Annotated in this window: 17 protein-coding genes and 2 pseudogenes; 18 read left to right on the plus strand and 1 reads right to left on the minus strand. The window is 44.0% G+C overall.

Annotated features, from left to right (window positions below; translation table 11 throughout):
• The first annotated feature begins 117 nt into the window (after positions 1–117).
• The 11 genes from NI000_RS30245 (at position 118) to ppsA (ending at position 13330) form a co-directional block, all read left to right on the plus strand.
• Positions 118–447: an ArsR/SmtB family transcription factor gene (locus NI000_RS30245; RefSeq protein ID WP_253415077.1), complete on the plus strand. Its 330-nt coding sequence runs from the start codon at positions 118–120 to the stop codon at positions 445–447.
• A complete protein-coding gene (locus NI000_RS30250) occupies positions 444–866 on the plus strand; it encodes an SRPBCC family protein (protein ID WP_253415078.1) in 423 nt (140 codons plus the stop codon). Before NI000_RS30245 ends, NI000_RS30250 begins: the two co-directional genes overlap by 4 nt.
• A 161-nt stretch (positions 867–1027) precedes the next feature.
• A complete protein-coding gene (locus NI000_RS30255) occupies positions 1028–3283 on the plus strand; it encodes an ATP-binding cassette domain-containing protein (RefSeq protein ID WP_253415079.1) in 2256 nt (751 codons plus the stop codon).
• An 80-nt stretch (positions 3284–3363) separates the two neighbouring features.
• The gene (locus NI000_RS37230; RefSeq protein WP_375541019.1) at positions 3364–3489 is read left to right on the plus strand and encodes a hypothetical protein; all 126 of its coding nucleotides are present in this window, start codon (positions 3364–3366) and stop codon (positions 3487–3489) included.
• Between the two features lie 367 nt (positions 3490–3856).
• A complete protein-coding gene (locus tag NI000_RS30260) occupies positions 3857–4576 on the plus strand; it encodes a lipoprotein BA_5634 family protein (RefSeq protein WP_253415080.1) in 720 nt (239 codons plus the stop codon).
• A gap of 25 nt (positions 4577–4601) precedes the next feature.
• Positions 4602–5327, plus strand: a complete 726-nt coding sequence (locus tag NI000_RS30265; RefSeq protein WP_253415081.1) for an ABC transporter ATP-binding protein — start codon at positions 4602–4604, stop codon at positions 5325–5327.
• Complete coding sequence (locus NI000_RS30270) at positions 5311–7293, plus strand: ABC transporter permease (protein ID WP_253415082.1); 1983 nt, start codon at positions 5311–5313, stop codon at positions 7291–7293. Before NI000_RS30265 ends, NI000_RS30270 begins: the two co-directional genes overlap by 17 nt.
• 88 nt (positions 7294–7381) lie before the next feature.
• Positions 7382–8077, plus strand: coding sequence for a response regulator transcription factor (locus tag NI000_RS30275; protein ID WP_253415083.1), 696 nt, complete (start codon positions 7382–7384; stop codon positions 8075–8077).
• A gap of 4 nt (positions 8078–8081) precedes the next feature.
• Positions 8082–9317 (plus strand): HAMP domain-containing sensor histidine kinase, encoded by a 1236-nt coding sequence (locus tag NI000_RS30280; protein WP_253415103.1) that lies wholly within the window; start codon positions 8082–8084, stop codon positions 9315–9317.
• Between the two features lie 120 nt (positions 9318–9437).
• The gene (locus NI000_RS30285; protein WP_253415084.1) at positions 9438–10511 is read left to right on the plus strand and encodes a phosphotransferase enzyme family protein; all 1074 of its coding nucleotides are present in this window, start codon (positions 9438–9440) and stop codon (positions 10509–10511) included.
• A 200-nt stretch (positions 10512–10711) separates the two neighbouring features.
• On the plus strand, positions 10712–13330 hold the full coding sequence (ppsA, locus tag NI000_RS30290; RefSeq protein WP_253415085.1) for a phosphoenolpyruvate synthase: 2619 nt from the start codon (positions 10712–10714) through the stop codon (positions 13328–13330).
• A 133-nt stretch (positions 13331–13463) separates the two neighbouring features.
• Here the strand turns inward: ppsA and NI000_RS30295 are convergent, their stop codons facing one another.
• A complete protein-coding gene (locus NI000_RS30295) occupies positions 13464–14306 on the minus strand; it encodes an SMP-30/gluconolactonase/LRE family protein (RefSeq protein WP_253415086.1) in 843 nt (280 codons plus the stop codon).
• A 315-nt stretch (positions 14307–14621) separates the two neighbouring features.
• Between NI000_RS30295 and NI000_RS30300 the strand changes: the two are divergent.
• From NI000_RS30300 to NI000_RS30330, 7 genes and pseudogenes are all read left to right on the plus strand, one after another.
• A pseudogene (locus NI000_RS30300) lies at positions 14622–16048 on the plus strand (PQQ-dependent sugar dehydrogenase).
• A 349-nt stretch (positions 16049–16397) separates the two neighbouring features.
• Positions 16398–16640, plus strand: coding sequence for a hypothetical protein (locus tag NI000_RS30305; protein ID WP_253415087.1), 243 nt, complete (start codon positions 16398–16400; stop codon positions 16638–16640).
• Positions 16580–17272 carry a UbiA family prenyltransferase gene (locus NI000_RS30310; protein ID WP_253415088.1) on the plus strand — a complete coding sequence of 231 codons (693 nt, stop codon included), beginning with the start codon at positions 16580–16582 and terminating at the stop codon, positions 17270–17272. Before NI000_RS30305 ends, NI000_RS30310 begins: the two co-directional genes overlap by 61 nt.
• 12 nt (positions 17273–17284) lie before the next feature.
• Positions 17285–18612: pseudogene (locus NI000_RS30315) on the plus strand (alkaline phosphatase family protein).
• A gap of 19 nt (positions 18613–18631) precedes the next feature.
• Entirely contained in the window at positions 18632–19450 is an 819-nt protein-coding gene (locus NI000_RS30320) for a TatD family hydrolase (RefSeq protein WP_253415089.1), read from the plus strand.
• A complete protein-coding gene (locus NI000_RS30325; protein WP_253415090.1) occupies positions 19447–20979 on the plus strand; it encodes a 4-hydroxyphenylacetate 3-hydroxylase N-terminal domain-containing protein in 1533 nt (510 codons plus the stop codon). Before NI000_RS30320 ends, NI000_RS30325 begins: the two co-directional genes overlap by 4 nt.
• Before the next feature lie 275 nt (positions 20980–21254).
• Positions 21255–21716 carry a phage tail protein gene (locus tag NI000_RS30330; protein WP_253415091.1) on the plus strand — a complete coding sequence of 154 codons (462 nt, stop codon included), beginning with the start codon at positions 21255–21257 and terminating at the stop codon, positions 21714–21716.
• Positions 21717–21775: the final 59 nt, after the last annotated feature.

Below are 21775 nucleotides of genomic sequence, written 5' to 3' on the forward strand. Positions count from 1 at the left end.
ATTAGCAGTTAGTCATTTGGAAAGTTTGGAACCTGAATAAGTTTCACTTGCAACAATTACGAGGAGGTGGTGAAATTAACGGCTGTCCCTTGGCAATAATATTTAGGAGAGAGTGTTGTGAACGAGAACAACCCGTTGCGGGATGTGTTTGACGCAATTGCAGATCCAACTAGGCGCCGACTGATTCGTCTGTTAGCAGAGAAAGAGGAGATACCGCTTCATGAGTTGACGGCACAGTTTCAAATGGGCCGTACAGCGGTATCCAAGCATTTGACAATCCTTAAAGAGGCCGGGCTGGTCCTTGACCGAAAAGTCGGCAGAGAAACGCGATTTAGGCTTAATGCCTCTCCACTCAGAGAAATTCAAGATTGGGTGGCTTTCTATAGCAAGTTCTGGAGTGCGAATATGTTGCGCTTGAACCAACTATTAGAGGAGGAAGAAGAATGAGCTTAACATTATCCTTGGATTTTCAATACACGACATCGATTGAGAAGCTTTGGTCCGCCTTAACCGATTCAAGCAAGCTTGCCAAGTGGGTGGTCAATATCCACACCGGTCAGGCGATGGAGAATGATTTTAAGCCCGTCGTAGGACACCATTTTCAGTTTCGCACTCAGCCGACCGAATGGTGGGATGGGATTGTTGACGGCGAAGTGCTTATCGTGGACGCACCAAATCGGTTATCCTATACTTGGGCCAGCGGAGGAGAGAAGCACACGGTCACCTGGACGCTGCAGGACTTAGGGGACGGAAAGGTTAACCTTCATCTCGAACAAACCGGAATCTCCAATGCTCAAGCACTCAATGGAGCTAAGTATGGCTGGAGTAATTGGTGCGGCCAGCTTGAAAAGGTATTGGAACAATAACCGCATTCGGTGCTTTGAACCTTGCTTGACCCGAATCAACATAAGCCGGCTGCATGTAGTTTGCAGCCGGTTTATGTTGATTCGGACAAACTGACAAGCGCACGACGAATGATACAATGTGAATATGAGTAAAAATTAATACGATCGGAAGGATGTTAAGCATGAGCGAATCGAATCAGGAGTATATCGTAATCTCGGGTGCGAGGGAAAACAACCTCAAGAATGTATCCTTGCACATTCCCAAGCGGAAGATCACGATCTTCACCGGAGTATCCGGCTCCGGTAAGTCATCGATCGTTTTCGATACCATCGCCTCCGAATCCCAACGTCTGCTTAACGAAAACTTCAGCATGTTCGTCCGCAACTTTCTGCCGCGTTTTCCGCAACCGGATGCAGACGCGATCGAGAACCTGAGCATGGCTGTTATTGTGGATCAGAAGCGGTTGGGAGGCGGTTCCCATTCCACGATGGGCACGATTACCGATATTTCTCCCATACTCCGTCTTCTCTTCTCCAGAGTGGGTCAGCCCTATGTTGGACAAGCGCACATGTTCTCGTTTAACGATCCGCAAGGCATGTGTCCCAAGTGCAACGGGATCGGTCGCAGCCTGTGCGTCGACATGAGCAAGGCGCTAGACAAGTCAAAGTCGTTGAATGAAGGGGCAATCATGCTGCCGGGCTATACCGTGGACAGTTTTGATTGGACGATGATCGTGCAGTCGGGGCCCTTCGATCCCGACAAGAAGCTGAGCGATTATTCGGAGGAAGAACTGGAACAACTGCTGTACGGCAAGGCGAGGAAAGTGGCGACGCAGTTCGGCGGGAAGACAGTGAACATTACGGTGGAAGGCTGCATCGAGAAGTTCACCAACAAGTACATCAAGCGGGATGTGAAGACGATGTCTGAGCGTACACAACAAGCTGTTGCGCCGTACATCACCGAGGGTAGCTGCTCCAGCTGCCACGGGGCGAGACTCAGTCAGGCCGCGCTTAATTGCAGAATCAATGGACACAACATTGCGGAGCTCTCCTCCATGGAGGTCGGACATCTCATCCGCGTCATTCGGGAGATTGACGATCCTGTCGCCGCGCCTGTCGTTAAGTCGCTGACGGAGCGGCTGCAGCATCTGGTGGAGATCGGACTTGATTACTTGACGCTGGACCGTGAGACGGATACACTGTCCGGCGGCGAGTCGCAGCGCGTCAAGATGGTAAAGCACCTGAGCGGCAGTCTGGTGGATGCCACTTACATCTTCGATGAGCCCAGCGTTGGCTTGCACCCCCGTGATGTACACCGGTTAAATGGATTGCTTCAGAAGCTGCGCGACAAGGGCAATACCGTGATTGTCGTCGAGCATGATCCCGATGTGATCAAGGTGGCGGATCATATCGTCGACGTCGGGCCTCATGCCGGCAGCCGCGGCGGTACCATCGTATATGAAGGAAGCTTCCAAGGCCTGCTGGAGGCAGGTACGCTGACAGGTAACTATATGAAGCGGCCGCTCCAACTGAAGCACGATTGCAGGCAGCCGTCCGGCAAGCTGTCCATAAAGGATGCCACACTGCACAACCTGCGGAACGTGAGTGTAGATATTCCAACTGGAGTGCTGACAGTAGTTACGGGTGTCGCGGGCTCGGGCAAGAGTACGCTGATTAACGAAGTATTCCTCAGCCAGCATCCGGATGCGATTGTCATCGACCAATCGGCGGTAGGCGTGTCAACACGCTCGAATCCCGCGACCTACACGGGCATTATGGATGATGTACGCAAGGCGTTTGCTTCCGCGAACAAGGTGAGCCAAGGCTTGTTCAGCTTTAACTCCAAGGGGGCTTGCGAAAACTGCCAAGGGCTAGGTGTTGTGTATACAGACCTTGCATTCCTCGACAGCGTGAAGCTGCCGTGCGAAGTATGCGGAGGCAGACGGTTCAAGGAAGAGGTGCTCGCGTACAAGCTGAACGGCAAGTCAATTGCAGAAGTGCTGGAGATGACGGTGGAGCAGGCATTGGATTTTTTCCAGCTAAAGGAGGTTGTGCGCAAGCTCCAGGCGATGAGTGATGTGGGACTGAACTATATTACACTCGGCCAGCCGCTCAGCACGCTCTCGGGCGGGGAATGCCAGCGCATCAAGCTGGCAAGCGAGCTGCATAAGAAGGGGAGCATCTACGTGATGGACGAACCGACGACCGGCCTGCACATGTCAGATATCGGTCACCTTCTGGGGATCATGAATCGCCTCGTGGATGCCGGCAATACGGTGATCGTCATCGAGCACAACCTCGATGTGATCAGCCAAGCGGATTGGATCATCGATATGGGACCGGACGGAGGCAGCAAGGGCGGCCAGGTGGTGTTCGAGGGCACACCTTCGCAGATCATTCAGGCGGAGCAATCGATCACGGGAAGATACTTGGTGTAATGCATCAAATCCACTTTAGTATGCTCAGCCAGGGCTGCCAGCAGAATCGGCAGCCTTTCGCTTAAGCGTTTTCCTTAACGATCGCAAAGAGCGAACAATCCCTGTTCGTCATCGAACTACCGCCGTATCGTATTCCGCAGTGGCGAACGTTGGTTCGTCGTCTCGACGATGGGCATCATTTATGCTGCTCCGGCATCAACTACTAGCAATCTGTAATTATTGAACTTAACGAAAAAAAACGCTAAGCCTTCGGATGTCACCGACTTAGCGTTTTTTCTTATTCTAAGGCCAATGTTCGGGCGGCATAGCCCGGACCACTGATCATTCTTCCTGTTGTTTCAGCGGTCGTAATGAATTGATACTGTTTCTACAATAATCTGTCTGGCTTAACGGTCGCGAAAATCAGCGGCCTTTTGTATTATTGGGGTAGTCTTCCATCATGGCTGCGACTTCGAAAGGCAATTCTTACGAAAATGTAAGCGAGAAGATCAAAATGGTTAGACAAGAGTCATTCATTTGCATGAAAGTCTCGTTTATAATCCAGACATAACTAATTTATTAAGGAGCAGTCAGATGAAAAAGATTATAGTTTTCGCGTTGGTTATCGTTATTTTTGCAGGTATAGGATTTGGAGTAAAACGTTTTGTAGAAGGTCCATCTCAATCGGTCAATGGTATTGTAGTTATCGGCACAGAAAAAGATGCGAATAAAGTCAAGCAGTTGTATAAAGATAACACCAAACAAACGATCGACTACAAAATGAAATTGGTTACAACAAAAATAACCACTAAATTGTCAGAGCAAGATCAAAAAGAAACTGGTCAACAATTTGATACCCGAGAGATCAAGTATTCGGTTGTTAATCGATCCACAGCCGAGCAATTCGTCAAGAAGGGGATTATCAGAGCCAGAAAAGATCCTAACAGCTCGTCCATTATTTCAGAGCCTGTTACCAGCATAAAAGAACTATCTACTGGTCATAATCTGTTCTACTCTTTAAGTGATTTCGAAATGAAGAATGGTCAAATCGATTTGAACGGTCAGATGGTACCCGTACAATATGTTAAACATCAGGCATGGATCGGGTATAGACCAACGATGGACCTTGTTATTGTTAACGACCAAACTTACAACAAATTAACCGAAGCCGAGTCAATGATCACATTGATTCATTTTCAAAAGGGCAGTTTCGATTATAAGAATAAAGGTGAGACGAACAAGATTCTAAAGGAAATCGAGAACGTCTATGCAGGCAGCGAAGACAAAGTGAATTTTGTAGATGTGCAAGAATGAGCCGAATGTTGAAAGGACGGACGGAATGGAAATCGTACGGATGGAAAATGTAGATAAAAGTTATGGTGAAGGCAATAATAAGGTGTATGCCTTAAAAGGGATTAGTCTTTCTATTCAGCAAGGAGAGTTTGTCTCCATCGTAGGTGTTTCCGGCTCTGGAAAAAGTACACTCCTGCATATTTTAGGAGGGTTGGATCGGCCAAGTTCAGGACAAGTATTTATTGGGGATCATAATATTTATAATTATACAGATGATGAGCTTTCGATATTCAGAAGAAGAAAAGTCGGGTTTATATTTCAATTCTTTAATTTGATCCCCGTATTGAATGTTCAGGAAAATATCGCTTTGCCTACGTTATTGGATGATGAACCGGTAGATATGGCGTATTTGAATGAAATTATTGAAATCCTGGGGCTTCTTGAACGTAAGAATCACTTGCCTTCTGAATTATCTGGCGGTCAGCAGCAACGGGTTTCCATTGGCAGGGCGCTTATAAACCGGCCGCATTTGATTCTGGCCGATGAGCCCACAGGTAATCTGGATACGCGAAATACGAAGGAAGTCATGGATTTATTAAGATTAACGGCCAAAAAATACAATCAAACCATTGTATTGATTACGCATGATCTAACGATTGCATCGGCTTCTGACCGGATCATTACGATAGAAGACGGTAAAATCATTTCCGATCAACGGCAGCTGAGAAAAAGACATAGGCTGGAGGAGAATGATTTTGATCAGCAGCTATAAACAATTAAGCAGCAAATATTTAAAGGGGAATATCAAACGAACCATTTTGACCTTGGTCGGAATCGTACTCTCCGTAGCGTTAATTTCTACGATCGGCCTGTTTATGAAAGGATCACAGCTCTCCCAAATTGAGAGAATCAAGAAATTAAATGGAGTTTCTTTTCATGCCATCATTTCAAATTACGATGAAGCGATATTAAATAAAATCAGATATAATCCCCAAATTGCATCGTTTGGTTTGATGTCTCAGGGTGGCATCGTTCCGGTTGGAGACATTTCTGTGCAAATGAATTTCGCTGATCATCGCGCCTTGGGGTTTTTAACCTACAGTCTCAAGGATGGCAAATTACCGGCCAATGACCATGAAGCTGTTGTCGATTCGTGGGCGCTTGCTTATATCAAAAACGATCTTCAGATCGGCGGCTCCTTTGAATTGGATGGAAAAACATATCAACTGGTTGGTTTACTGGATAATCGCGAGTTTACACAGAAAAGCAAAATGGGCCGGTTATTAACATATAAAGCCGATTTTGCTCCTGGAGAAGGCAGGATATTAATTGAAATAAACCAGAAAGCGAACTTTAACGAGGTTTTAGAGGAAATAAAGTCACTTACTGAAGACAAAAATATTGTGATCAATGATGAATTGATCAGAGTTTTGAAACCGGAATCGAATCAATCGATTCTGGCCATGCTAGTCATCGTCGTCAGTATTGTGGTGATCGCGACGGTTGTTGTCATCTACAACGCCTTTCAAATTAGCGTCGTAGAGCGGATGAAGCAGTTCGGCTTGCTCCGAAGCATCGGCGCTACGCGAAAGCAAATTAGACAAATCGTTATAAGAGAAGCTGCCGTACTGGCTGTTATCGCCATACCGATCGGGATTGTATGCAGCTTATTGGCGCTTGCTGCTCTCCAATCCGTTTTCTTGATTTTATTAGAAGATGGCGCAGGTGTTTCGTTCTTTCATATCGATTGGCCAATTTTATTGATCAGTTCGATCATTACCCTGATGACCGTATTAGCGTCAAGTTATTACCCGGCCTTTTTTGCGGGCAGAATATCCCCATTGCTGGCAATCAGCAGCAGGTTATCAATTAAGAAAGAAACAATCACAAAACAAAAGAGTACCGCGCTGAGAAAGCCTGTATCTTTTCCCTTAAGCCTTGCCTTGAAAAACGTAAAAAGAAATAAAAATCGTTATACGATTACGATCCTATCCATCATTATAAGCAGTGTTTTGTTTATTACTTTCTCGTCTATAATGGATATCGCCTTTGCATCCAAATATGTGAACGATTCATCCACGAAATCGGATCTAACCATCGTTCTGAAACATGTTGGTCCTGATTCTTCAGTAGAAAGACAGCAAACCGGGGAACTATTGAAGTCGGTTGACAATGTATCCGAAGTTTACGAACAGGACTCCAGTATTAGAATCAATTTGAAGGATACGACTCAATCTCTCGCGACCGTTGCGAACATCCAGAAGACCGTTGGAACAAACCACGACATTACAATCGTTAATCACCTGGATGAGAATAAAGCTAAGGATGAATCAAAGCTTGTTATTAAAGTGCTTGTATATGGTTTTATTGCGGTCATTTCTTTGATTGGAAGTCTCAATATCCTCAATACGATTACGATCAGCATCATTATCAGACGAAAAGAACTGGCCGCGTTAAAATCCATTGGCATGTCACAAAGAGATTTGAAAAAAATGATCATCTATGAAGCGCTTATTTACGGATTTTCCGGAAGTTTGCAAGGGATCTTTTTCGGTTGTATACTTTCTTATATTATATATTTGGCTGCTTCCGGTATTCTGAAGATCCAATGGACAATCCCCTACGAGGCTTGTTTCATAACGTTTGTTTCCGCTTTGTTCATCAGTTACTTATCTGTTCTAGTTCCGCTGAGAAAAATCCAAAAAGATAATCTCATTGATGTTATCAGGGAACAATAATACCGAGGCCTGGCTATATTATATAGTCGGGCTGTTCTGATTTGTCCGTCGATGGCTGAATAGGGAAGAGGAAAAGGAGAGAACCTACTTGAATAAAATATTGCTTGTTGAAGATGATGAGGCTCTTGGTCTGGCCATTGAATTTTCATTGATTAATGAAGGTTATGAGGTGGTTAGAGCCTCTAGTGTAAAAGAAGCGAAACAGCAGTTTGATCGTCATACTTTTGATTTATCTATCCTGGATATCGGCCTTCCAGATGGAAATGGCTATGATTTATGTTTGCATTTCAAAAAACAAAACGATTCGTCCGTTATTTTCTTAACCGCCCTTGATGAAGAAGCAAATGTGGTGATGGGACTGGATATCGGCGGGGACGATTATATAACGAAACCTTTTCGAGTCAAGGAACTCATGTCCAGAGTGAAAGTGCAATTGCGGAAACAAGCGCGGCTGGATACTTCTTCAGCGATCTTAACATCTGAGAACATAAAAATCGATACGAGCCAAGTCAAAGTTTATAAAAATCATGAAAGCATTCCATTAACGAATTTAGAATATAAGCTTCTGCTAACATTCATGATGAACGCCCACAAAGCATTAAAAAGAGATGAAATCCTGCTAAAAATAACGGTAGGAGATGATGTTTTTTTTGATGAAAACACGTTATCTGTATACATTAAGCGTTTAAGAGACAAAGTTGAAGATGACCCCAAAAATCCGCAGTTTATCGTCACCCAAAGAGGATTGGGTTATCGGTGGAATAAAGATGTGAGCAGGGAGTAAGATGATGAAAATTACCGAATTCAAAGCTTATATGGCGATACTGGCTGTCCTAGTATCTCTGTTTACAATCTACCAGTTTATTGAACACCAACTGTTTTATGATCAATTGAAGACCGATTCTATTGCAGCCTGGGGCGAAATTACTGCCAGATTGGTTGAACAACATCCCGAGAATGAAGCGGAAATTATGAAAGTCTTAACAAGCCACTCGTCCGATTCAAGCAAGTATCAGGAAAAAGGAAGAGAGATCTTCAGACAGTATGGATTGTATGAAGATTTGGAGACGGAGCTTTTTCCCCTTTTAAATAACCATATTTTCGGCCATAATCAATCTATTTTGTGGGGATTGATTTGTTTCGGATTGATGTTGTTTGGGGCAACCTATATGCAATACAAGATGATCTTCAATAAAATTAAACAACTCGCTTCGGCGGCAAAAAAAATAATCGATGGAGATTACTCGGTTGTCATAAATGAAAATAAAGAAGGGGATCTCGCCAAACTGGCGGCTTCATTTCGATCCATGAAAGATATTATTAGAAAAAGCATGCAGGATCTGCTGGAAGAGAAAGAGTTTCTAGGAAAAATGCTGCAAGATATATCCCACCAATTAAAAACACCGCTTTCAACAATATCCATCTATAATGAAATGATGTTGAATGAAAATTTGCCCCGCCAGCAGCAAGTTCGACTATTGCAAAATAATGATGTTCAAATCTCCAGAATGAATGTCTTGATTCAAAATTTGTTGAAAATCGCGAAAATCGATGCCAGAGCCATATCATTCGATAAAGAACCAGTAAATTTGGTGGAGACCATAGAGGAAGTTTTGGAGCGTCTAGCAAGCATGATCAGTGATAATCATATGTCGGTTGATTGGGATGCGCCAGAAGAAGTAGTCGTTGTTCACGATAAAATGTGGATGCAAGAAGCTTTGTTGAACCTGCTGAAGAATGCGATCGAGCATTCCAAACCCGGCGGTAAAATCATGATTCAAGTCAAAGATACACCGATCTATACGGAACTGATGATTCAAGACTTTGGAGAAGGAATTGAAGCCGAGGAGCTGCCGTATATCTTTGATCGATTCTACAAAGCGAGCGGTTCTAAAAAACATAATTCGGTAGGAATTGGCTTGGCGCTTGCCAAAGCCATTATCGAAGCACATCAAGCCTTGATTAAAGTTGAGAGTGAGAAATATGCCTATACAAAATTTACGGTTACCTTCATAAAATTTTAACTTGAAAATTGAATTTTATTATATAGAAAGTTCCCCTAGAATTTAATTGGCACTTTTCGGTAAAATGGAAAAAACTGAAAGTAGTGATGTATCAATGTTAAACAAGGTGGTTATCATATTATGAATTATAACGAAGTTGTTAAACTCGCCGAAAAATATTTACTTCCATTAATATCAGAGTTGTACGGGTTGGAAGGTTACGAAACCAAGCCGGTTAAAGCACATACCAGGGGGCGTAATGTCGTATATACCTGTGAGAAAGAGGGCGCTGACGCAAAAATCCTCAGAATCGCTTTCTTACCTGACAGGAACCGAGAAGATTTTCTAGGAGAAGTTGAGTATGTCAGGTATTTATTCGAGCATGGAGGAAGTGTCTCGGATGTAGTCAGCTCCAGGAAGGGAAATCAGCTGGAAGAAATCACTCATAACAATCATACCTTTTTTATCTGCCTGTTTAAAAAGGCCAAGGGAAAAATGCTTGTAGAAAATCATTATCGGTACCGGGAAGGAGCTCCAATTACCGAATATTATTATAATTGCGGTAAAGTCCTGGGAAAACTGCACCAATTATCGAAAGAATATACACCTGTCCATCGCCGGTATAGTTTTTTCGACAAATACAATGCCGAATATATCGATAAACTGATACCTGATTCCCTTTCTCTGCTTAAGGAGAAGCTGGTACAACTCCTTCATACCTTAAAAGGATTTGACAGGAATCAGGAGACTTTCGGTATGATCCATTTTGATTATAACGATGGGAATTATTCGATAGATTTTGATACTGGGCAAATAACCGTATATGATTTTGATAATTCTTGTTTCGGTTGGTATATGTATGACCTAGCAGATCTCTGGACACACGGGGTGGGCTGGATAGCAGCTGAACCAGACGCCGGTAAACGCAAAAAGTTTATGGATGATTATTTTAAAACAGTCCTCGAGGGATACAGATCCGAGACCGGGATCGATAATACGATGTTGGATAAGTTGCCCTTATTTATCAATGCAACCCTCATGGAAAATATTGTAGATGCATTTGAGGTGATGCAGAATAATGGCGAAGAGCCGGAGTGTGACGAGGAGCTATCGTATCTCATAAAATGCCTGGAAGACGATATCCCGTATAAGGGATTTTTCCATGAAATTTACTCGTGTGAAGAACCCTTTGAGTATGAGGAACGAAATATTTAGTCTGAACGGAAATCAAAAAAAACCTGGACAGATTTACCAGGTTTTTTATATTGCACATAAACAGACACGATGATATAATCAGATTACGACTGTGTATATTTGAATGGGTAAAGTCATTTCATCTTACACTTTAAGTGTACCATGCCGGTAAGCTCTTGTCAAATGTTTTTTCTCATTTTAATGATTAGGAGAGATGTCGAATGAGTTCTTTGGTTCTCGGTTTTCAGGAAATGGAAAAAACACAGCTTTTGCTCGTTGGCGGAAAAGGGTTAAATTTAGGGGAATTATCAAAAATTGAAGGAATACAAGTACCAGAAGGATTTTGTGTTACAACCGTGGGATATCAACAAGCCGTCGAACAAAACGAAACGTATCATGCTTTGTTGGATCGACTATCCGTGCTAAAAGCAGAGGATCGAGATCAAATTGGCGAAATCAGCAGGAAGATTCGACAAATCATTATGGAAGCAGAAATTCCTTCCGATGTTGTGAAAGCAGTTGCTCACTATCTTTCCCAGTTTGGCGAGGAACATGCTTATGCAGTGCGTTCAAGTGCGACTGCTGAAGATTTACCACATGCCTCTTTTGCCGGTCAACAAGACACCTATTTAAATATCATCGGCAAGGAAGCGATCTTGCAGCATATCAGCAAATGTTGGGCTTCCCTATTTACGGATCGCGCGGTAATCTACCGTATGCAAAACGGATTCGACCACAGCCAAGTTTATTTATCCGTTATCGTTCAAAGGATGGTTTTCCCGCAGGCTTCTGGGATATTATTTACCGCTGATCCGATTACCTCCAACCGGAAGTTGCTATCAATCGATGCCAGTTTTGGACTTGGAGAAGCACTGGTCTCTGGCTTGGTATCTGCCGATTGTTATAAAGTACAGGAAGGGCACATCGTCGATAAGAGGATAGCAACCAAAAAATTGGCTATCTATGGACGAAAAGAAGGCGGAACAGAGACACGGCAGATCGATCCTGATCAGCAAAAGATTCAAACCCTTACTGAAGAACAAATTTTACAATTAGCACGTATCGGAAGACAGATCGAAGCTTATTTTGGTTACCCACAGGATATCGAATGGTGTTTGGCCCACGATACATTTTATATTGTCCAGAGTCGGCCAATCACGACTTTATACCCGATCCCTGAAGCGAATGATCAAGAAAATCACGTTTACGTATCTGTCGGTCATCAACAAATGATGACCGATCCCATGAAACCATTGGGATTGTCTTTTTATCTGTTACTAACTCCCGCGCCCATGCGTAAAGCCGGCGGAAGGTTGTTTGTTGATGTTTCACTTATGCTGGCTTCACCTTCCGGCAGGGAAACTTTAATAAATGTCCTGGGAAAAAACGATCCGCTCATAAAAGATGCATTGACGACCGTCATAGAGCGGGGAAGTTTTATAAAATCGATACCGGATGATAAGAAAGAACAGAGTTACGGTAAAAGCAATCAAGGTCCAGCGCCTGCGAATTATCAAACACTAAACGATTACGATCCGACAGTCGTTTCTGATTTGATTAAGCGAAGTGAATCATCGATCGAAGAGTTAAAACATAAGATCCAAACGAAATCAGGAGCGGATCTATTTGATTTTATCCTGGAAGATATCCAGGAATTAAGGAAGAGGAAGATATCTGATCCACAAAGCTTTGGTGTGATTATGACTGCTATGAATGCTTCATCATGGATCAATGAAAAAATGATGGAGTGGTTGGGTGAAAAAAACGCAGCAGATACGCTGTCTCAATCTGTACCAAACAATATCACTTCGGAAATGGGTCTGGCTCTAATGGATGTCGCAGATGTGATACGTCCTTATCCGGAAGTCATTAATTATTTACAACATGTAAAAGATGATCACTTTTTAGATGAACTGGTTAAATTTAATGGCGGACAGGAAACCCAAGAAGCGATCTGTGCTTATCTCAACAAATACGGAATGCGATGCGCCGGAGAAATCGATATTACCAGAACCCGTTGGAGCGAAAAACCAATTACACTTGTCCCCATGATTCTGGGTAACATCAAAAACTTTGAGCCTAATGCCGGAAAGCGGAAATTTGAGCAAGGGCGACAGGAAGCTTTGAAAAAAGAACAAGAGTTATTAGATCGATTGAAGCAGTTACCAGATGGCGAACAAAAAGCCAAGGAGACAAAACGAATGATCGACCTAGTCCGGAATCTCATTGGATATCGGGAATATCCAAAATATGGATATATTAATCGCTACTTCGTTTATAAGAAGGCTTTACTGAAAGAAGCCGAACAGCTCGTACTAGCGGGCGTTATTCATGAAAAAGATGATATATACTATCTCACTTTTGAAGAACTTCACGAACTCGTACGCACAAATAAACTAGATTACCAGATCATCAGCAAACGAAAAGACGAGTACAAATTATATGAAAAACTAACTCCGCCCCGTGTTATCACGTCTGATGGCGAAATCATTGCAGGCAAGTACAAACGAGAAAATCTCCCAGCTGAAGCTATTGTAGGTCTGCCTGTTTCTTCCGGAGTGATCGAGGGGCGAGCACGTGTCATCTTAAATATGGAAGATGCCGATCTGGAAGATGGAGATATTTTAGTCACCTCGTTTACTGACCCTAGCTGGACACCATTGTTTGTATCCATCAAAGGCTTAGTCACCGAAGTTGGCGGACTGATGACCCATGGAGCAGTTATCGCACGTGAATATGGCTTGCCAGCAGTTGTCGGAGTGGAGAATGCTACTAAGCTGATCAAAGACGGACAAAGAATCCGGCTGAATGGAACAGAAGGGTATATCGAAGTATTGTAATGGCTGAATACGTCAAGTAAGTTATAAAAAAATACTATTTATCATCCGAAGCCCATATGTTTCTGTCGCGAGGCAACGACAAAAACATATGGGCTTAAACGCTTTGCGACACAAACGTTATCGCAACCTTAATCTAAAAACCTCTATGCAACAAACTCCAGCACCTTCCAGGTACATCGGATTCAAACATTTCAATGCTTCCTGTATCGGCCATTGTCACGTAGCAGGTTCTTCCATCATGTCCCCCAAATGTAAGGTTGGTACAGTTTTTGCCAATAAGGAAAATTTCACTTAGTAAAAGACCTTCAGGGGATATCTTCGCCACCACACCTTTGCCAGGGCGAGTAACAAACAAATTGCCTGCCACATCACAGCGCATTCCATCAAGTTCAAAATCCCGAAACTCTACCAATAAGCGTTTATTACTCAATTCATAAGTACTTGACAGATCATATACCCATATTCTTCTTTGCAATGATTCATTTACATATAATTTTTTACCGTCAGGACTAACTTCAATTCCATTCGTCGTTCCCATATTCCTTTCTAATAAATGCGTGTCTCCGTTTGTTTGAATACGCCACAATTGTCCCTTATTTTGTTGGGTCCAGTTGGGGTCACTAGCGAATAAAACACCTTGTTCGGTTATCGCTAAATCATTAGGCTGGTTCATTGCAGGGTCGTGAGCATGCACACTGATCTCTTTCGTTTCAAGGTTAACGGCGAATATATTATGTTTTTTATAATCTGCAATGTACATAGTTCCATTAGGGTCAATACGTGTCCCGCATCCGATACTGCCCGTAGGCAATTCAATAAAGACACTGCTTTTTCCATTTGGGGTTACTTTGCCAACCGTGCCATCTCTTTGAAAATTAACGGCGTAAATATTCCCGTTTTTATCGCATGAAGGACCTTCTATTTTTCGTGTAAATCCATCCGTTAAAATTTTGCTCTTAAATAACTCAAATCGCATGGTTAAAATCTCCTTTCCTGAATAAAAGGATTCACTTAGTATGTTTATTTTCCGCTAGTCAAAAAAGTACGTTTAATGCAAAAAAAACGGATTTGTCGGGTGACAAGAACTTGACTCATTCCCGATGAGTCTATGTGACCTAAAATCCTCTCGGCTTTGGGAGCGGGGGGCGTCCCCAATGACCGCCCTGGATTCCTCCATCGCCGATACGGAAAGTGCAATGCCTTGTCATATTGCCGGCCCTCATTGGTACTAATAGAGCAGTTCTAATCATATTCTTATAAAAGAAAAAAATAGGGAGGGGGTAAAGTTAAGTTGATAAAAGTTAAGGTTAGTTTAAGGCCCATGGTAAATAAGCTCAATTTACCTACTGTTTTGAAAACAACTATACTTCCGGGTGATTCAATGAAAGTTTATTTATTGCAACCCAAGTAGGAGAGATCTTTTACATACGAAACGGAGTTATAAGAACTTTTTTTAATATTAGCCCGCGAATCTTAAAGCTAGGTCTTTCTAGTGGTGGATATGATGAACGGGGATTGCTAGGGCTGGCATTTCATCCCAAGTTCTATTATAACGGTTTATTTTATCTGCATTATTCAGTAGCTGGAACCCAAGGTCCAGGAGCTTTTCCAGGTGCTCCTCCTGAATCTTTTAAGCCTAACCCTTGTGATTCTAGAACCTTAAACCTAAAGTGGATAAATAGAGAAATTCAATACGATCATATTGATACAGTTGAAGAATGTATTCTACACCCGAATGGTCGACCTCAAAAACGGCGGACATTGCTTAATATAAGAAGACCATTTTTAAACCATAATGGTGTCAATAGCTTAAACTTTTCACCTGAAACAGGAAATCTTATTTTGACAACCGGAGATGGTGGATCAGGCTATGACCCATTTAATTTAAGCCAAGATGATATGGAAATCGCAGGTAAAATCATCGAAATTGATGTAGGTAAGAATACATTTATCGATAATCCACCCGTAGTTACACGTTTTAATGAGTTACCCGTACCTATTCAGGAAACGCTTACGGTAATTGCCAAAGGAGTTCGTAATATAACGGGCATTTCATTTCAAAGATTTTATAATCAGTATATCAAATATGCAGGCAATGTCGGACAGGATCTCGTAGAGTCGATTTTTTCGTTCATTCATTATAAACCAATACCGGTTACTCTGCTTATTCACGCTTCTTTAATGAAATCTGAACCAGACCACGAAGGATTTATTAACTTTGGCTGGCGAGGGTGGGAAGGTGCCTTTCCTACTTCGACAATAACAGGCTGCTCTGCAAATCCGACTTTGAATGAGAAAACAATTGCTTATTACGATGAAGCAGTAAAAACTTCCGTGAGGCGTCTTCAGCCTCTAACTAGTTATTTTCATGAAGATCGCCGAACCGATAAGTTTGGAGCAACTGCACTTACAGGAGTCCAGCCATATATGGGAAATGAAATCCCCGAATTAAGGGGAAACGTTGTGTTTACCGATCTGGCTCGAAAAAAAGAATCTCAACTTCCGGTTCGAGGGGCTTTAGCTTATACCAGGGTAAGAACAGATTGTAAACTAAATGATTTTAGTGTTATTGAAACCGATTATAATTTTGGTTCTCAATCAGCTTATTATGTTAGTTTGGGAACAAATCTGAATCAAACCAAACTATATTTAGGGGTTTATGGCTCCATGAAAGTGACTGATTTTAACCAAGGTACCGTTTTTGAAATTGTTCCATGATGAATAACGATTAAATTATACTCGTTTTTCCAATACTGGGACAATGTTCTTGCCGCGAGCGGCACAAACATTGTCCCGTTTTCAATTTTGAGCTTTCCCAGCCCATTAACATAAAGGACAACCCCCTGTTCATATTACTTATGAATGTGTGAATAAACTGCGATGAGGGGTGAAGGAGTCCTTTGCAATCCATACTTTTTCATCGCATATCCGCATCTGGTGTCCGCGTTTCAAAACCTCATAAATTTGTAAACCAACTATTCTTACGGCCCGGCTTATTCTAAAGGTAGAGTGCTGCATATTGATAAAGCCAGCCGCTTTTTCTATCGAGCGAGGAGGGAGCTTCGTTTTGAATAAATGGAAGGCTTGTCTGGAACTCGTTCGTCTCCCCAACTTATTTACAGCAATGGCCGATATTATGGCGGGCGGATGGATTGCTTACGTCAGTTGGCAAAATTTTCAGATCGGTGCTCTGCTTTCCTTGATCATTTCAAGCGCTTGTTTATATGCAATGGGTGTAGCGTTTATTATATGGATCACACTCTCGATAAAGTGGAACGTCCCGAAAGGCCGTTGCCTTCCGGGCGCATAAACCGCTCATTTGCGCTAACGTTAATTTGCATGTTGGGAATATGCGGACTCGGTATCGCGTATTTCGTCGGCTGGGCCAGTTTCATGATAGCTTGCACGTTGGTTGTATGCATCTATCTGTATAACGGCTTTCTAAAAAACGATCATCTTTTCGGGCCGGTAAATATGGGAATATGCCGCGGTTTAAATTTATTGCTGGGCATCAGCCTGATCCCTTCGCAATTATCGGCCTTTTGGTGGATGTCCCTAGTCCCTTTTGTGTATATTGCCATGGTCACGGCTTTGTCAAAGGGAGAAGTAGGGGAGGCTCTTTATCCGAAACGTGTCTGGACGATGAGCGTGACGATTCCTGTTTGTTCGATTGCGGTCATATTCTTTGGCGGCCGGGAGACGCTTTTCGTAACCCTTATCGCCGTTTTCCTTTTCCTAGTCTGGACGTTTAGAGGGATGTATGCTTCCATCAAGCTTCCGAATGCCATACATATTCGCAAAGCGGTGGGAACTTGCATTATCGGCTTGCCTCTTTTGAATGCTGCGATCGCCACGTCAATTGGGGGAATGGCGGCATGGCTGACCGTAGCTATTTTCATGCTGTTAAGTTACGCTTGGTCCCGCGCATTTTCCGTTACATAAAGGAGGGGGAATATGAAAAAACAACATGTGCTTGTGCTCGACATCGTCAGCTTGTGTCCCGAGCATTTGCAAGATGCAGAGTTGTTACCCAATATTCGTCAGCTTCTAGATGAGGGCCATCATATTAAAGTGAATCCCGTTTTTCCGGCGGTCACCGGGACGGTTCAAGCAACATACATAACGGGAAAACCTCCCGCGGAACATGGGATTATTTGCAACGGTCTTCCGGACCGAGATTATAAAGAAATTACGATGTGGAATCAAACGATGGTTCCTATCCAGGGCGAAAAACTGTGGGAAACGTTGAAGAAGGCGGACGCAGAGGCGAAGACCGCAATCTTTTTTGGCAATTTAGCAAATTGAGCTCGGCTGATTATGTCGTAACCCCTGCGCCAATCCATTTGGAGAATCGCATGATCCAGTGGTACGCTTCCAAACCGAACGGGTTATATTCGCAGCTCCGCGAAAAGCTTGGGGATTTTGATTTACGAACGTTTTGGGGACCTCTGGCATCCTGCCAATCCAGCGATTGGATCCTGAAGGCAGCTATAGATGTGTTGGAGAATTATAGACCCAAATTGTCACTCGTTTACTTGCCGAACCTCGACTACAATGCGCAAAGATTTGGACCCGATAGCGTACAAGCGAAGCAATCGTTAAAGGAGATTGACGGGCTGATCGGATATTTGGTGGAAGAGCTGAAACGCCGGCGGCTTTATGAAGATACGAGGATCGTTTTACTGTCGGAGTATGCCTTCAAACCGGTTCGGCGCCCGATTTATATTAACCGATTTCTGCGAAAGCTGGGATATCAGGTTGTTGACAGGGTAGAAGAAATGGAATTTATCAATATGGAGAACTCCAGGGCTTTTGCCCTTGCGGATCACCAGTTGGCTCATGTCTATATCACACATTCCGACGATATCCCCGAAGTGAAAGGGGTTTTACAAGAATTGCCGGGCATCGCCGAGGTTTGGGGAGAGGACGAGAAAAAGCAACATCGCATCGATCACGAACGGTCCGGCGAATTAATAGCCATAGCGGAGCCTGATAGCTGGTTCGTTTATTATTGGTGGTTAGAGGATGAGCGAGCGCCTGAATTTGCTCACACCGTGGATATTCACCGAAAGCCCGGTTACGATCCGGTCGAGTTGTTCGTCAATCCGAAAACGTACCGTATTCCTCTACAGCCGGAGCTGATTCAAGGATCGCATGGATTGCCGGTAAGAGGAGAAAACGATCAAATCTCGATGATTGTAAGCGGTCGAGATATGGATTTGCCGCAAGAATTGGATGCCACGGAAGTCCACGATCTTCTGTTGCGGCTTTGTTTAAGCTAAGAGACGAGGAGTGAGGATGATGAAATTTTTTGACCCGCATATTCATTGTTATTCCCGCACGACCGACGACTACGAGCGGATGAGCTTATCCGGTGTGCAGGCGGTTATCGAGCCCTCTTTCTGGCTTGGAAGCGAACGCCGCTATCCGGAGTCGTACTTCGATTATTTCCGGCATATCCTCGAATTTGAACCGAAACGGGCAAAGGAGTACGGGATTGATCATTTCAGCTGCGTGGCGATGAATCCGAAAGAGGCAAACAACCTGGAACTCGCACATCGGGTGATTGACGGCCTGCCGGAGTATTATCGGCATGAACGCTGTCTGGCCGTAGGCGAAGTCGGGTTCGATCTGATCACAGATGCGGAAGAAGAAATTATGCGGCGCCAGCTCCTCATGGCAAAAGAAATGAATATGCTTGTCATGGTGCATACCCCCCATCGCAATAAAAGAGAAGGCACCGAGCGTACAATCAGAGTATTAAAGGAAGTCAAACTCGATCCTGATCAAGTTTTGATCGACCATAATAACCTCGAGACGATTGACCTCTCGATGGCTTACGGGGGATGGAGCGGTATGACGATATATCCGACCAAGGTTTCCCCCGAGACCGCGATCGAAATATTCGATCGGTACGGGACGGAGCGTATGCTGATTAATTCCGCAGCCGATTGGGGTCCGGCCAACCCGCTTAGTATCGTGAAAACAGCCCTTGAAATGAGAAAGAAAGAGTACGAGGAAGATGTGATCCAACAATTGGTATGGGATAATCCGATCCGCTTTTACAGCCAGTCGGGCAAGCTGCGATTGGGACAATGGATCAAGGAGAAGCAGGGATGAGCGACGTTAGGAAACCAATGACCGGCAAAGAGTATTTGGACAGTCTACGCGATGACAGGGAAATTTGGCTAAACGGTCAGCGTGTAAAGAATATTGTGAACCATCCGGCTTTCCGAAATTCCGCGCGTTCCGTTGCACGGCTTTATGATGCATTGCATGACCCCAAGTATCACGATGTATTAACAACACCTGTCGATATCCCGGGAGGCAGCTACACCCATCGCTTTTTTAAAGTTAGCCGAAACACGGAGGAATTGTTAGCGTCACGCGAGGCAATAGCCGCTTGGGCGCGCCTTACCTACGGCTGGATGGGTCGGACCCCGGATTACAAGGGCGCTTTTCTTGGAACTCTCGGCGGCAACCCGGAGTTCTATGCCCCTTTTGAGAATAACGCCCGCCGGTGGTACGGGGAAGCGCAGAGGAAGGTATTATTTATCAACCACGCCCTCATCAATCCGCCGGTGGATAGAAACAAACCGGTGCATGCCGTGTCCGATGTTTTTATCAACGTAGAAAAGGAAACCGATGCCGGGATCATTGTCAGCGGCGCTAAAATGGTGGCAACAGGATCCGCACTGACCAATTGCCATTTTGTCGCTCATAACGGAACGTTGCCCGTTCAAAAAGAGGAATTTGCTCTCGCTTTCTTCGCCGCCCACGATACGCCGGGAGTGAAGATGATTTGCCGCCCTTCCTATGAACTCCATTCCGCCGTATTAGGCAGCCCGTTCGATAACCCGCTTTCAAGCCGTCTGGATGAGAATGATGCTGTTCTTATTTTTGATAAAGCCTTGATTCCGTGGGAAAATATCCTTGTTTATCGAGATATTGAAAAAGCGAATGCTTTCTTCCCGCGTTCCGGGTTCGTTAATTTGTTTATTTTTCACGGATGTACCCGTCTGGCAGTCAAGCTTGACTTTATCGCCGGCCTGCTGTTAAAAGCCGTTGAATCTTCGGGAACCGGCGATTTCCGCGGGGTCAAAGCAAAAGTCGGTGAAATGATTGCCTGGCGAAATATGTTCTGGGCCCTAAGTACCGCAATGGCTAAAGATCCGAATCCGGGTCCTAATGGAACGGTTTTGCCGAATGTCGAACACGGAACGGCTTACAGAGTGTTTTCTCCCATGGCCTGGACGCGTATAAAAGAAATTATCGAAGACGTGGTGGGAGGAGGGCTCATCGTACAGCCTTCCAGTTCGGCGGATTTTAAAAATCCGGAGCTTCGTCCTTATCTGGAGCGATTTTACCGCGGCTCGGGCGGGTATGACAGTATGGAGAAGATTAAGCTGAATAAATTGCTCTGGGACGCTATCGGGAGCGAATTTGGCGGCCGGCATGGGCTATACGAACGAAATTATACCGGCAATTTTGAAGATATCCGTATTCATGCACTGATGGAAGCTGTAAACAGCGGGTCGGCCGAGGCGTTCAAGAGCATGGTGGAGCAGTGCATGAGCGATTATGACCTTGATGGTTGGACGGACTCGACCTGGATCGATCCGCACGATGTCAATCTGGTGCAAAGATAAGAATGGTCCCAAACCAAAAGAACGCTAATCGTAATCGGATCAGCGTTCTTTTTCTTGTGCAGCCTGCCCAGAGGCACGCTGCATAGTAAGAAGGCATCCGTTCGGGTGCATTTGGCTTTCGCTCTATAGATGATACGCTGAACCATACCGCAAGTAACGGCAAGTTTTTTTGTGGTGTGTATTATGATACAGTAGTTGTAGGGCTCGTAAGGGCGTTCATTTCATAGTTTTTGGTGAAATGCGGATTTCATAAAAAGGAGAAAAGAGGGATAGAAATGTCGTATATTGTAAATTTTAAAAATGTGTCCACGGTTGGTTTAGAGTCTTCACCTGTAGCAGAAGCGCTTGCCGGTTTACGTGCCAATGAAGCCCGTTACTTTATGAACAAGTACAAGCACGAATTTACGGTTGTACCAGCTAGTGAAAGTCAGGAGACACTTGATTATGTGAACCGAATTTTGAAAGAGCGTGATATTGAGTTTGCGGCCAAACCTTTAGAAACGTCGCGTTTTCAAGTTGAAAATATTAAATTTGCTTACGTCTTTTATGAGGATGGTCTTGGGATCAATGTCATGTATACGATTGATGACCCTAAGAAGCGGGCCGTTGGTTTTAAGCTTTCTGAGGGGATGGAGGTACCGCAGGAATTAGAAGGGAAGTTTAAGTTTGCTAGGCAGAAGTCTGCATTAGCTGGAACAATTCGGGGCTCGTTTTTTGTAATCAAAGGAGAATATTAAGGTAAGGAAAATCGCCATTGGAGGAATCGCGCTGCGAGGAATGGTAGCGCTAGTAAGCG

The organism is Paenibacillus tyrphae (genome assembly GCF_024158745.1).
GTDB lineage: Bacteria > Bacillota > Bacilli > Paenibacillales > NBRC-103111 > Paenibacillus_G > Paenibacillus_G tyrfis_A.

What these genes read in the sequence shown, in the direction of transcription:
- NI000_RS30250 (WP_253415078.1), top strand. Translation starts at nt 444, where the DNA reads ATGAGCTTAACATTATCCTTGGATTTTCAATACACGACATCGATTGAG.
- NI000_RS30280 (WP_253415103.1), top strand. Translation starts at nt 8,082, where the DNA reads ATGAAAATTACCGAATTCAAAGCTTATATGGCGATACTGGCTGTCCTA.
- ppsA (WP_253415085.1), top strand. Translation starts at nt 10,712, where the DNA reads ATGAGTTCTTTGGTTCTCGGTTTTCAGGAAATGGAAAAAACACAGCTT.
- NI000_RS30310 (WP_253415088.1), top strand. Translation starts at nt 16,580, where the DNA reads ATGGATCACACTCTCGATAAAGTGGAACGTCCCGAAAGGCCGTTGCCT.
- NI000_RS30255 (WP_253415079.1), top strand. Translation starts at nt 1,028, where the DNA reads ATGAGCGAATCGAATCAGGAGTATATCGTAATCTCGGGTGCGAGGGAA.
- NI000_RS30260 (WP_253415080.1), top strand. Translation starts at nt 3,857, where the DNA reads ATGAAAAAGATTATAGTTTTCGCGTTGGTTATCGTTATTTTTGCAGGT.
- NI000_RS30285 (WP_253415084.1), top strand. Translation starts at nt 9,438, where the DNA reads ATGAATTATAACGAAGTTGTTAAACTCGCCGAAAAATATTTACTTCCA.
- NI000_RS30330 (WP_253415091.1), top strand. Translation starts at nt 21,255, where the DNA reads ATGTCGTATATTGTAAATTTTAAAAATGTGTCCACGGTTGGTTTAGAG.
- NI000_RS30265 (WP_253415081.1), top strand. Translation starts at nt 4,602, where the DNA reads ATGGAAATCGTACGGATGGAAAATGTAGATAAAAGTTATGGTGAAGGC.
- NI000_RS30325 (WP_253415090.1), top strand. Translation starts at nt 19,447, where the DNA reads ATGAGCGACGTTAGGAAACCAATGACCGGCAAAGAGTATTTGGACAGT.
- NI000_RS30295 (WP_253415086.1), bottom strand. Translation starts at nt 14,306, where the DNA reads ATGCGATTTGAGTTATTTAAGAGCAAAATTTTAACGGATGGATTTACA.
- NI000_RS30320 (WP_253415089.1), top strand. Translation starts at nt 18,632, where the DNA reads ATGAAATTTTTTGACCCGCATATTCATTGTTATTCCCGCACGACCGAC.